Origin of the sequence: Streptomyces sp. ERV7 (assembly GCF_001653515.1) — a bacterium.
In the GTDB taxonomy this organism is placed as follows: Bacteria; Actinomycetota; Actinomycetes; order Streptomycetales; family Streptomycetaceae; genus Streptomyces.
This window is the reverse complement of the sequence record NZ_LYOY01000001.1, coordinates 708,166-719,856: the sequence shown is the minus strand read 5'-3', so window position 1 is coordinate 719,856 and position 11,691 is coordinate 708,166. Positions and strand designations below refer to the sequence as shown.

Below are 11,691 nucleotides of genomic sequence, written 5' to 3'. Positions count from 1 at the left end.
CGCGCCCAACCGGATCGCGCACCCGGTGAATCCGCCCCGCCGCGCTCCCGTACGCCCGCTCACGCGGTGCCGAGCGCCCCCGACACATGCCGCCACTTCTCCTGCACGGTCACCTCGCGCAGCCGCCACCCGGCGTCGGTGCGCAGCAGCGAGAAGGCGTACCGGCCGCCGGAGACGAAGTTGGGCTCGACCGGCCCGCCGTCGCCGTTGTCCTGCGCGCCGAACCGCATCGGATTGAGGTAGTCGGCCCGCACCCGGGCCCGGTCGCCCGGGTAGCCGCCGAGGTCCTGGAGGGTGAGCAGCCGGTTGACGATCAGGTGCTGGCGGACCGGGAAGAGCCGCATGGTCTCCGCGAGCCAGGCCGCGACCTCGGCCGCGGGCCCCTCCACCCCGCCCGCCGCGCGGTAGTCGGCGCGCCCGTCCGGGGTGAACAGCTCCCCGTACGCGGACCAGTCGGCGTCGTCGACGGCGGCCGCGTAGCCGGTGACGATCTCATCGATGGCGAGCCGGTCCATCACGGTCGCGAGTTCCACACGCTGGGTCATCGCCACAGTCTCCGGCAGCGGGAGCGAGCGGCCAAGAGCCCCGACGGCCTCCGACCGGGCCGGGCCCGCTCTTGTGGGCGTGCGCCGGCGCGTGCTACCCGTGGGCGCCATGACCGTACCCAGCGAACCCGCCGGCCCCGCCGTCCGCAGCGAGCGCAGCGGCCCCGTCACGACGGTGGTGCTCTCCCGCCCCCGGGCCCGCAACGCGGTCGACGGGCCGACCGCCCGCGCGCTCGCCGACGCCTTCCGCGCCTTCGAGGCCGACGACGAGGCGGCGGTCGCGGTGCTCTGGGGCGAGGGCGGCACGTTCTGCGCCGGAGCCGACCTCAAGGCGATCGGCACCGAGAACGGCAACGCGGTGACCGAGGACGGTGACGGCCCGATGGGCCCGACCCGGATGCGGCTCACCAAGCCGGTGATCGCGGCGGTCTCCGGGCACGCCGTGGCGGGCGGACTGGAGCTGGCGCTCTGGTGCGATCTGCGGGTGGCCGAACAGGACGCGGTCTTCGGCGTCTTCTGCCGCCGCTGGGGTGTGCCGCTGATCGACGGCGGTACGGTACGGCTGCCCCGGCTGATCGGCGCGGGCCGCGCGATGGACCTGGTCCTGACCGGCCGCCCGGTGGACGCGGCCGAGGCGCTCGCCATCGGCCTGGCCGACCGGGTGGTGCCGAACGGAACGGCCCGCGCGGCGGCCGAGGCGCGCTCCGAGCCGATCCTGACGCTCGGGGACGGTGTGGTGCTGGGCCGGGGCAGCCATGTCATCGCGGACACGACGGTGACCATCGGCTCGAACACGTACTGCGGCCCGTACGTCTACATCACCTCGACCAACCACAGCTACGACGACCCGCACCAGCCCGTGGGCAAGCAGTGGCCCCGGATGGAGCCCGTGGAGATCGGGCCGGGCTGCTGGCTCGGCACCGGGGCGGTCGTGCTGCCCGGCGCCCGGCTCGGCCGCAACGTGGTCGTCGCGGCGGGCGCGGTGGTGCGGGGCGAGGTGCCCGACCACGCCGTGGTGGCCGGGGCGCCCGCCCGGGTCGTACGGACGTGGGACCGCGAGAACGGCTGGCAGCCGCCGCTGCGCACCCCGGCCCCGGTGCCGATCCCGGAGGGGGTCACCCCGGAACAGCTGCTCGCCGTCGCGGAGTTGGCGGCGGACGAGGCGTAGGGCCCGGCGGCATCCGTCGCGGGCTCGGCCGGGCGCGCGTCAGCCCGTGGCCAGCAGCAGTGTGCCGACCAGGGCGATGCCCGCGCCCGCCGCCTGCACCCCGCGCAGCCGCTCCTTGAGCACGCCCCGCGCGGCCAGCGCCGTCACCACCGGGTAGAGCGAGGCGAGCACGGCCGCGACGGTGACCGGCCCCTGCTGCGCGGCGATCGAGTACGTGCCGTTGGCGGCCACATCGGCCAGGCCGACGAAGGCGAGCGCGGGCAGGGCCGCGCGGACGACGCCCACTCCGCCCGGCGGCAGCGCGGCCGCGCCGCGCTTCACCGAGACGTACAGCGCCGCGCCGCCGACGGCCACATTGGTGACGCGCTGGACGAAGAGGGCGAGGAACAGCCCGGTGACAGAGGTCGACGCCTCCGCGATCAGCGCCATCACCGCGCCGAACCCGAACGCGGCGAGCAGGGTGAGCGCGATAGCCTGCCGCTGGACCGGCGCGCCCCGGAACTCCGGGCCGCCCGCCATGAGGATGCCGACGACCGCGACGGCGATCCCGGCGAACTGGAGCAGGCCGGGCCGCTCACCGAGCACCAGGCCGACCCCCACCGGCACGGCCACGCCGAGCGAGCCGAGCGGGGAGACCACACCCATCGGGCCGAGCGCCAGCGCCTTGTAGAAGCTGAGCATGGCGACCGGGCCGACCGCGCCCGCCGCCACCGCGAACCAGAGCTGCGGCCCCGCCTCCTGCCACCCGCCGGTGGCCAGCACCACCGCGCCGAGGACGGCCGCGGCGATGACCTGCGAGACGACGACCACGGTCAGCGCGGGGACGCGCCGGGTGAGCAGTCCGCCGCCGAAGTCGGCCAGCCCCCACAGGAGGCTGGTGGCCAGGGCGAAGAGTGCCGTCATGAGAGTGCCTCGCAGTACAGTGCGGTGAACGGTTCGGTGCACCGGACCGTAGTTCAATATACTGAACTTGTCATCCAAAATATTAGTCGGCCGCCCCGGGCGGCCCTCCTCATGGACGGAATGTGTCGGACCTCGATCTGCTGACCCAGTCACTGGCCCGCAACGTCAAGCGCCGGCGCACCGAGCGCGGCTTCACCCTGGAGGCGCTCGCCACCCGCGCGGCGGTCAGCCGCGGCATGCTCATCCAGATCGAGCAGGCCCGGACCAACCCCAGCGTCGGCACCGTGGTGAAGATCGCCGACGCCCTCGGCGTGAGCATCACGACCCTGCTCGACTACGAGAGCGGGCCCAGCGTGCGGATCGTGCCCCCGGACCAGGCCGTCCGGCTCTGGACCACCGAGCGGGGCAGCTCCAGCACGCTGCTCGCGGGCACCGAGGCCCCCGGCCCGCTGGAGATGTGGCGGTGGCATCTGATGCCCGGCGACGGCAGCTCCTCGGACCCGCACCCGGTGGGCACCTTCGAGCTGATCCACGTCACCGAGGGCACGCTCACCCTCGTGGTGGACGGCACCGAGTACCCCGTCCCGGCGGGCCACTCGGTCTCCTTCGAGGCCGGCACGAGCCACACCTACCGCAACGACGGCACCGAGCCGGTGGAGATGACCATGGCGATCTCGGTCCCCCTCGAACGCTGAGGGTCTGCCGGGGCCGGTGGTGCGGGAGTGGCCAGGGACGCGTGCCGTCGGGTTCCGGCGGGTGGCGCGAACTGGCCATCCATGCACCGGAGTCGGACCGATCGGCGCGGTCCTGTGCGAGAGTGGCCGATGCGGGGAAGACAAGTGCGGAGAGGGTAAGCACCCTCCCGCAACCAGGCACGCCCGCCGGTGGGGGGATTCATGGGACATCTCGTCACGGCCGCCGAACGACCTTGTCCGGCGCCCGACCGTCAGGGCCGTGAAAGGCCATCACTACACACACAGGCCGCCAAGGCGCGCGGCGGGGAACTCCCCGCGGCGGTACAGCGCCTGATCGCCGCCGAGAACGCCTCGACGGTTCCGGTCGCCGCCTTCCAGTCGGCGCTCTAGCCGGAGGCCCCGCGCCATGGACCGGTCGCCTCCGGCGGTGTCGCAGGTCGTACTGAAGATGCACAGCCGGTGCGACCTGGCGTGTGACCACTGCTATGTGTACGAACACGCCGACACCAGCTGGCGCGGCCGGCCCAGGGCCGTCTCGCACGAGATCCTGGCCGCCACGGCGGCCGGGATCGCCGCCCACGCCCGGACCCACCGGCTGCCCGCCGTCCATGTGGTGCTGCACGGCGGCGAGCCGCTGCTGGCCGGGCCCGCGCTCCTCAGACGCGCCGCCGAGGAACTGCACCGCGCCCTGCGCGGCATCAGCGCCCTCGACCTGCGCATCCACACCAACGGAGTGCTGCTCGACGAGGAGTTCTGCGAGCTCTTCCGGGAACTCGGCGTCCGCGTCGGCGTCTCGCTCGACGGCGACCGGGCGGCCAACGACCGCCACCGCCGCTACGCGGACGGCCGCAGCAGCCACGCCCGGGTCGTCGACGCGGTCAGCCTGCTCCGCCGCCCCCGCTACCGGGACATCTTCGCCGGGCTGCTGTGCACCATCGACCTGGAGAACGACCCGGTCGCGGTGTACGACGCGCTGGCGGCGCTGCGCCCGCCGCGCGTCGACTTCCTGCTGCCGCACGCCACCTGGGACCACCCGCCGCCCCGCCCCGGGAACTCGCCGACGCCTTACGCGGACTGGCTCGACGTCGTGTACCGGCGCTGGGCCGGGCAGGGGCGCCCGGTCCCCGTACGGCTCTTCGAGTCCGTGCAGCGCACCCTGCGCGGCGGCAGCAGCCTCACCGAGTCCCTCGGGCTCGCCCCGGCCGACCTGGTGGTCGTCGAGACCGACGGCACCTTCGAGCAGGCCGACAGCCTCAAGACGTCCTACGACGGCGCCCCGGCCACCGGGATGAACGTCTTCGAGCACAGCCTCGACGACGTGCTCACCCACCCCGGGATGCTGGCCCGCCAGAAGGGGATCGAGGCGCTGTGCGCGCAGTGCACCTCCTGTCCCGTGGTCGCGTCCTGCGGCGGCGGCCTCTACGCCCACCGCTACCGGACCGGAACCGGCTTCGACAACCCGTCCGTGTTCTGCCCCGACCTGATGGCGCTGATCATGAACATCCGCACGCACGAGTCGCTCCCCGAGCACCCGGAGCACGCCCGGGCCTCCGCCGAGCCCGCCCCGGCCGCCGCACCCGTCCGTCCCGACGCCGAACAGGCCCTGGAACCGGCCGACTTCGAGGAGCTGGCCGCAGGTCTGGGCGGCGCCGACGCCGTCGCCCGCCTCGCCCTCGCCCAGCTCGACCTCAACCGCGGTCTGCTCGCCGCCGTCGGCGGCCGGGCCGACCCGAAGGACCGCCGGGCGGGGGCCGCCTGGGAACTGCTGCTCGACCTGGACGCGGCGGCCCCGCACGCCCTGGAGGCGGCCCTCGCCCACCCCTACTTCCGGCCCTGGGCGCTCGGCGTACTCGGCGGCCGTGAACCCGGCGCGCTCGCGGGCGGTCTGGCGGAGCTGGCGGCGTCGGCGGCGCTGCGGGCCAGGCGCGCCGACACCGTCGTCGTACCGCTGCGCGAGGGCACCCTGCGGCTGCCCGGCATCGGCCGGGCCCTGCTGCCGGGCGGTGCCGAGGAGGCCGAACTGACCGCACAGGACTACGGGTTCACCGTCCGGGCCGGGGGCCGCAGGATACAGATGGGCTGGGGCGAGGGCCTGGACGGCCGCACCCCGCACTGGCAGCCCGTACGGCTCTTCGAGGCGGGCGGCTGGACCGTCGCCCTGGAGGACACCGACCCGCTGCGCGACCGCTACCCCTGGCCGGCCGAGGAGCGGCTCCCCGCGTCCGGGGCGCGCGCCTGGGCCGACGCACTCGCCGGAGCCTGGTCCCTGATCCAGCGCCGGCTGCCCGCGTACGCACCGGGAATCGCCGCCGGACTGCGCTCCATCACCCCGCTGAGCCCCCGGGCCGGCGGCGACACCAGCGCCACCTGCCGGGACGCATTCGGGGCCGTGGGCGCCGCCCGCCCGGCCGCCCCCGCGCTGCTCGCCCTGCTGATCGTCCACGAGTTCCAGCACGTGAAACTGGGCGCGGTACTCGACAGCCGCGACCTGTACGACCCGCAGGACACCGGCCGCTACTACGCCCCCTGGCGGGACGACCCGCGACCGCTGGGCGCCCTGCTGCAAGGGGCTTACGCGCATCTGGCGGTCACCGACTTCTGGCGGGTGCGGCGCACCACGGCGGAGACCCCGGCGGCGCGCGGACGGGCCGAGACGGAGTTCGCGCGCTGGCGGCGGCAGACGTCGGAGGCCATCGACACGCTGGCCCGCTGCGGCGCGCTCACCGGCCCGGGCAAGCGCTTCGTCGCCGGGATGGGGGAGACGGCCGCCGCCTGGAGGGAGGAGCGGGTGGCACCCGAGGCGCTCGCCGCGGCCGGCGACTCCGCCCGGCGCCACCGGGACGCCTGGCGGGCCCGCAACGCGCCGCGCGGGTGACCGGCCGCCCCCGAATCGGCGCGTACAGGCGGTTCCGCCGTGGATCGCTCGCTTTCTACACTGAGGACCCACCCACTCGGACCGGGAGGGAGCGGTGCCGCACGCAGCCGCGCGGGGCGGGGGGCACGAGCCGAGGCCGTACTTCTTCCTGAGCTACGCGCACACGCCGAAGAACGATCCCCGGGACAAGGACCCCGACCTCTGGGTGCGGCGCTTCTTCCGCGACCTGTCCGCGCACGTGATGCAGCTGACCGCGCTCCCGGCCGGGGTGCCCGCCGGGTTCATGGACCAGCACGTGCGCCCGGGCGAGGACTGGCAGGGAGACATCACCGAGGCGCTGGCGCACTGCCGCGTCTTCGTACCGCTCTACTCACCGCGCTACTTCCTGAGCGAGCAGTGCGGCCGGGAGTGGTTCGCCTTCGCCGGGCGGGACACCCTCCACCAGTCGCGCAGCGGGCACCGCTCGCCCCCGGCGATCATTCCCGCGCTCTGGGTCCCCGTCCTGCCGCACCAACTCCCCGAGCCCGCGCGCAGACTGCGGTTCGACCACGCGGACTTCGGTGAGGAGTACGCCGACGAGGGCTTCTACGGGATGATGAAGCTCACCTATCTGCGCGACCACTACGAACACGCCGTCTACCAGCTCGCCAAGCGGATCGTGAGCGTCGCCGAGCGGACCCGGATGGCCGACGGCGACCCGCTCCAGGACTACGCGACGCTCACCTCCGCCTTCGGCACGGCCCCCGGGCCCGGCCGCGATCTGGAGGTGACCGTGCTCGCCTGCTCCCGCGACGGGCTGCCGCGCGGGCGCGGCCCCGAGTGCTACGGCCCCCGGCCCAGCGACTGGAACCCGTACCACCCGCTGTCCGCGCGGCCGCTGGCCCGCCACGCCGCCGACCTCGTGGTCAACCTCAACTACTCGGTGCGGCTCGCGGAGTTCGAGGACAGCGCCGACCGGCTGCTGCGCCCGGGGCCGCCCGACGCCCCCGGACTGCTTCTGCTCGACCGCTGGGCGCTGGACTCCCCGCGCCACCGGGAGCAGGTGCGGCTGCTCTGCGCCGAGCCGCGCCCCTGGCTCAGCGTGATGGTCCCGTGGAACCGGGCGGACCCCGAATCGCCCCCGCGCGAGAGCGAGTTGCGCCATGTCGCCGAGGAAGTCCTCGGATCGAGGATGCGGCAGAGCCCCGGGCACCTGACGCAGGGCGGCGGGCTGCCTACTCTGGAAGCCTTCAGTCAGGAGCTCCCCAGGGCGGTCCGGTCGGCGGTCAGGCACTACGAGAACGCCGCGCGCACCGGCCGGCCGGCCGGGCCCGGCAGCCCGCTGCCCCACGTCCTGCCGGACGGGGTCGGGCTCGGCCGGGCGGCCCGCGGCCGCCCCGGGGACCAGCGAGAACAGCGCGCCGCCGGGAAGAGACAGGCCGACCAGGTGGAGGGCCCCCCAGATGGCCGAGAACCGTGACGGGACCGTCATCACGTTCTACTCGTACAAGGGCGGCACCGGACGCACGATGGCGCTCGCCAACTGCGCCTGGATCCTGGCGGCCAACGGCCACCGGGTGCTCGCCGTCGACTGGGACCTGGAGGCACCGGGACTGCACCGGTTCTTCCACCCCTTCCTCAACCTGCGTGACCTGGAGGCCACTCCGGGCCTGATCAACCTGATCACCGAGTACCAGGAGGAGGCCCGGCGCCCCGGCGAGCGCGCCCCGGACTGGCACCGCGCCTACGCGCGCGTCCGCCCGCACGCCGTCACCCTCGACTGGTCCTTCCCCAGCGGCGGCAGCCTGGACTTCCTCTCGGCGGGCCGCCGCAACCGCGACTACTCCTCGGTCGTGGGCCGGATGGACTGGGACCACTTCTACGAGCACTCCGGCGGCGGCCAGTTCTTCGACGCCATGGGCGACGACATGCGCCGCCACTACGACTTCACCCTGATCGACAGCCGCACCGGACTGAGCGACATCGCCGACATCTGCACGGTCCAGATGCCCCAGGTCCTCGTCGTCTGCTTCACCCTGAGCGACCAGAGCATCGACGGCGCCTCGGCCGTCGCCCGCTACATCGAGGAGCGCTACCAGGAGCGCGGCATCCGGATCCTGCCCGTGCCGACCCGGATCGACGACGGCGAGAAGGAGAAGGCCGACGCCGGGCGGGCGCTCGCCCGCGAGTGCTTCGAGGGCCTCCCCAGCGGTCTGACGGGCGAGGCCGCCGACAGCTACTGGGGCACCGTGGAGATCCCGTACCGGCCCTTCTACGCCTACGAGGAGGTCCTGGCGACCTTCGGCGACCCGCCCAACTTCGGCAGTTCGCTGCTCTCCGCCTGCGAGCGGCTCACCTCGGCGCTCACCTACGGGCAGGTCACCGGGCTGCCGCCGATCGACGAGTCGCTGCGGCTCGCCCATCTCGCCGCCTTCACCCGGCGCAGGCCCTCCTCACCCGCGAACATCGTGCTCAACCACGTCTCCGAGGACCGGATGTGGGTGGACTGGATGGCGGCCGTACTCGGCGCGGCGGGCTTCCGCACCTTCCCGGTGGACGTCCGCGACCCCCAAGCCGCCCTGATGGAGCCGGAGGTCCTGCACATCGCCTCACCGCCCTACCTCAAGTCCCGTGCGGGGCGCGGTCTGTGGGACAGCGGACCCGCCCCGGACCGGGCCGGCGGACGCCGCCAGGTGCTGCCCGTGCGCGTCGGCGACGTACGGCTCACCCCACCGCCCGGCGGGCTGCGGGCGGTGGACCTGGTGCGCGTGGACGAGACCGAGGCGGCGGCCGCACTGCTCGGCGCGCTGGGCCGGGGCGAGGCCGCCGCCGCGCTCCCGTGCGCCCCCGACCGGCCCCGCTTCCCCGGGAACTCGCCCCGGGTCTGGAACGTACGGCCGCGCAACACCTGGTTCACCGGCCGCACCGACCTGCTCGACCGGGTGCGCGACCAGCTGCGCGGCGACAGCGGCTCCGCCCAGCTCCTGCCCCAGGTCCTGTACGGACTCGGCGGCGTGGGCAAGACACAGGTGGCACTGGAGTACGCGCACCGCTTCCGGGCCGACTACGACCTGGTGTGGTGGATCGAGGCCGAGCGGCCCGACCTGGTGGTGGCCTCGCTGGCGCAGCTCGCCGCGGAGATGGACCTGCGGGCGGGCGACGTGGTGGCCGAGGCGGCCACGGCGGCCCTCCAGGAGCTGTGGCGCGGCGAGCGCTACCCGCGCTGGCTGCTGATCTTCGACAACGTCGAGGACCCGGACGAGGCACTGCGCCGGCTGCCCGAGTCCATGGGGGCGCTCCCCGGCTCCGTCTACGGGCATCTGCTCGCCACCTGCCGCAACAAGCCGGCCACCAACCGCGTCGAGACCACCCAGGTCGACGTCTTCACCCGGTACGAGAGCGTGGAGCACCTGACCTGGCGGGTGGCGGGGCTGCCGCCCGAGGACGCCGACCGGGTCGCCGACGCGGTCGGCGACCTGCCGCTGGCCGTGGAGGTGGCGGCGGCCTGGCTCGCCGAGACGGCGACGCCGGTGGACGCGTATCTGCGCCAGCTCGCGGAGCAGAGCACCTCGGTCCTCTCGCTCGGCACCCCGGAGGGGTACGGGCTGCGGTTCGGCGCGACCTGGGCCATCTCCATCAGAAGGCTCCGCGAGGAGTCCAGGGCAGCGGTGCGTCTTCTGGAGATCTGCTCGTTCTTCTCCGCCGAACCCGTCTCGATGCGGCTCATCGGCAGTGACGCGATGTTCGACGCGCTGCTCCCGTACGACGCCGATCTGCGCGAGCGGTACATGCTGGGCCGGGTCATCCAGACGCTGAACCGGTTCGCCCTGGCCAAGGTGGACCCGGCGGACAGCAGCATCCAGGTGCACCGCCTCGTCCAGGCGGCCGTGCGCGACGCGCTCACCGCCGAGGAGCAGACCGAGACCAAGAGCGTGGTGCACCGCATCCTGGCGCAGGCACGGCCGACCGAGGGCGTCGACCGGGACGACCCGGTGAACGACCCCAAGAGCTGGCCCGCCTTCGAGCTGATCTGGCCGCATCTGAACGCGTCCGGCATCGCCGACAGCGACGACGCCAAGGCCCGCGAGCTGATGGTCGACCGGATCCGCTATCTGCTGCGGCGCGGCGAGCTGGAGAGCGCCCGGGTCTTCGGCTCCCAGCTCGACCGGATCTGGACCGGCCGGCTCGGCGAGGACGCGCTGCAGACCCTCAACATCCGCTTCGAGCTGGCCAACGCCCTGCGGGCGCAGGGCCGCTACCAGGAAGCGCTGACGATGGACGAGGACACCCTCGCCCGCCAGCTGCGGCTCTTCCACGACGACCACCCCGGCGACGACCATCCCAGCGTGCTGGTCGTGACCGGCAGTCTGGCCGCCGATCTGCGCGCCGTCGGCAGGTTCACCGAGGCGCTCGAACGCGACCTGTGGGTCTACCGGGGCATGCGCAGCCTCTTCGGGGAGGCCCATCGCCGCACCCTGATCGCCGCGCACAACCTCGCGATCGACTACCGGCTGACCGGCGACAGCGAGGCCGCACGGCGGCTCGACGAGCGGACCGTGGAGCGCCGCGGCATGCTGCTCGGCGACGACCACCCCTACACCCTGGTCACCAAGGCGAACCTGGCCGGCGACCTGCGGGAGACCGGCGAGTACGCGGTGTCGGCCGAGGTGCTGCGGGAAGTCGTGGACGGCCTGGGCCGGGTCCTGGACCCGCACGCCCCCGAGGTGCTGCGTGCCGCCAAGAGCCTGGCCGTCTCCCTGCGCAGGGCCGGGCATCCGCACGAGGCGATGCGGCTGACGGGGGAGGCCTACGAGCGCTTCCGCGACCGCTACGGGCCGGGCTCGCCCGACACCCTCGCCTGCGGGGTCAGCCTGGCCGCCGACCTCGCGGCCACCGGCGACCCCGCCCACGCCCTGGACCTGGCGCGGCAGATGCTGCACGGGTACCGGGGGACGCTCGGCGAGTCCCATCCCTACAGCCTGGCGTGCCGGGCGAACGTGGTCGTCCATCTGCGGGCGACCGGAGGCGCCCAGGAGGCGGTCGCGGACGCCGAAGAGGTACGCGACCGGCTGGAACAGGCGCTGGGCCCCCAGCACCCGTTCACCCTCTGCGCGGCCGTGAACCTGGCGAACGTGTACGGGGACCTGGGCCGGGCGGACCTCGCCGAGCGGTGGGAGTACACGGCGCTGGAGGGCCTGCTCGACAAGCTCGGCCCGTGGCATCCGGACGTGCTGGTCTGCCGGTCCAACCTGGCGGTCACCCTGCGGGCGGCGGGCCGGGGCGAGGACGCGGCCGGGATGCGCGCGGCGGTGATCGAACCGGCCGCCGAACGCCTGGGCGTGGACCACCCGATCGCGGAGGCGGCCCGCTCCTGGCAACGCCTGGACCGGGACATCGAGATCCACCCGGTGTAGGGGCGACTGGTGCGGGCCCTGAGTTCGGTGGCCGGCGCGAGCGGCGCTGGTGGGGCCCGCGGGGACGACTGCGGGGTCCCGCGCCCCCAGTGGCGCGGGGAACTGCCCGACC

At 74.3% G+C, this 11,691-nt stretch carries 7 protein-coding genes and 2 pseudogenes; 7 read left to right on the top strand and 2 right to left on the bottom strand.

Features of this window, described 5'->3' with window-relative positions; translation table 11 throughout:
* Positions 1–59: 59 nt before the first annotated feature.
* On the bottom strand, positions 60–545 hold the full coding sequence (locus A8W25_RS03185) for a nuclear transport factor 2 family protein (RefSeq protein WP_067155364.1): 486 nt from the start codon (positions 543–545) through the stop codon (positions 60–62).
* A gap of 109 nt (positions 546–654) precedes the next feature.
* On the opposite strand from A8W25_RS03185, the pseudogene A8W25_RS34270 reads away from it, so the two are divergent.
* A pseudogene (locus A8W25_RS34270) lies at positions 655–1,260 on the top strand (crotonase/enoyl-CoA hydratase family protein); the annotation flags it as partial.
* Positions 1,252–1,713, top strand: a pseudogene (locus A8W25_RS34265) (acyltransferase); the annotation flags it as partial. The pseudogenes A8W25_RS34270 and A8W25_RS34265, both read left to right, overlap by 9 nt.
* Positions 1,714–1,752: 39 nt before the next feature.
* Here A8W25_RS34265 and A8W25_RS03175 read toward each other — a convergent pair.
* Complete coding sequence (locus tag A8W25_RS03175) at positions 1,753–2,616, bottom strand: DMT family transporter (protein WP_067155361.1); 864 nt, start codon at positions 2,614–2,616, stop codon at positions 1,753–1,755.
* A 122-nt stretch (positions 2,617–2,738) separates the two neighbouring features.
* On the opposite strand from A8W25_RS03175, the gene A8W25_RS03170 reads away from it, so the two are divergent.
* From A8W25_RS03170 to fxsT, 5 genes are all read left to right on the top strand, one after another.
* On the top strand, positions 2,739–3,311 hold the full coding sequence (locus A8W25_RS03170; RefSeq protein ID WP_067155358.1) for a helix-turn-helix domain-containing protein: 573 nt from the start codon (positions 2,739–2,741) through the stop codon (positions 3,309–3,311).
* A gap of 201 nt (positions 3,312–3,512) precedes the next feature.
* Positions 3,513–3,701 carry a hypothetical protein gene (locus tag A8W25_RS33795; protein WP_158942375.1) on the top strand — a complete coding sequence of 63 codons (189 nt, stop codon included), beginning with the start codon at positions 3,513–3,515 and terminating at the stop codon, positions 3,699–3,701.
* Between the two features lie 16 nt (positions 3,702–3,717).
* Positions 3,718–6,186, top strand: a complete 2,469-nt coding sequence (locus tag A8W25_RS03165) for an FxsB family cyclophane-forming radical SAM/SPASM peptide maturase (RefSeq protein WP_067155355.1) — start codon at positions 3,718–3,720, stop codon at positions 6,184–6,186.
* A gap of 94 nt (positions 6,187–6,280) precedes the next feature.
* Positions 6,281–7,645, top strand: a complete 1,365-nt coding sequence (locus A8W25_RS03160) for a TIR-like protein FxsC (RefSeq protein WP_067155352.1) — start codon at positions 6,281–6,283, stop codon at positions 7,643–7,645.
* Positions 7,629–11,579 carry an FxSxx-COOH system tetratricopeptide repeat protein gene (gene fxsT, locus A8W25_RS03155; protein ID WP_067155349.1) on the top strand — a complete coding sequence of 1,317 codons (3,951 nt, stop codon included), beginning with the start codon at positions 7,629–7,631 and terminating at the stop codon, positions 11,577–11,579. Before A8W25_RS03160 ends, fxsT begins: the two co-directional genes overlap by 17 nt.
* Positions 11,580–11,691 lie beyond the last annotated feature (112 nt).